Source organism: Pseudomonas sp. JV245A (genome assembly GCF_032424515.1).
In the GTDB taxonomy this organism is placed as follows: domain Bacteria; phylum Pseudomonadota; class Gammaproteobacteria; order Pseudomonadales; family Pseudomonadaceae; genus Aquipseudomonas; species Aquipseudomonas protegens.
In genome coordinates, this window is the sequence record NZ_VYKE01000511.1 from 1 (window position 1) to 545 (window position 545).

General features: G+C 67.3%; 1 protein-coding gene. It reads right to left on the reverse strand.

Going from position 1 to position 545, the window contains the following annotated elements; translation table 11 throughout:
* A partial coding sequence (locus F6S12_RS32755) for a membrane dipeptidase (protein ID WP_315869992.1) occupies positions 1-483 on the reverse strand: 483 nt, incomplete at its 3' end.
* Positions 484-545 lie beyond the last annotated feature (62 nt).

Here is a 545-nt window from a genome sequence, read left to right on the forward strand (position 1 = left end):
CAGGCCCTGGCGGTAATAGGTGTGCAAGCGTGCCGGATCGGCGGCCAGGGGCTGGGCGTTTTCCATGCTGATGAAAACCACACGCTGGCCACGGGCGACGATGGCCGGTACATCGCCAGCCGTCAGGGCCAGGGCGAAATCATCGGGGTGGGCGCCCAGCAGGTCGCGGATCCGCGCCAGCACCGCCAGCCCATGTTCGCTGGCCAGGGTCCGGCCTTCGGCGGTGAGCGGCCCCTGGGGGGTGAAAATGGCCCAGAAACCGCCGTCCAGGCCGCCCTCTTTCATCCGTGGCAGATCGACCTGGGACAGGTCGTCCTGGTAGCGATGGCGCTGGGTGATGTCCCAACCGGGGCGGGCCAGTTGCATGGGGGTATCGAGGTGGCTGTCGAGCACGATCAGGCGCTGGTGCAGGGCTTGGGCGGAGCTGTCGGCCAAGGCCCAGGGGCTGGCCAGCGCCAGGCACAGCAAGGTTCGGGTAAACATGCGGCCTCCTGGCCAATGAAAGAATTTCCCCCCGGATCGCAAGAGCTGGCTGGCCAGCGAAA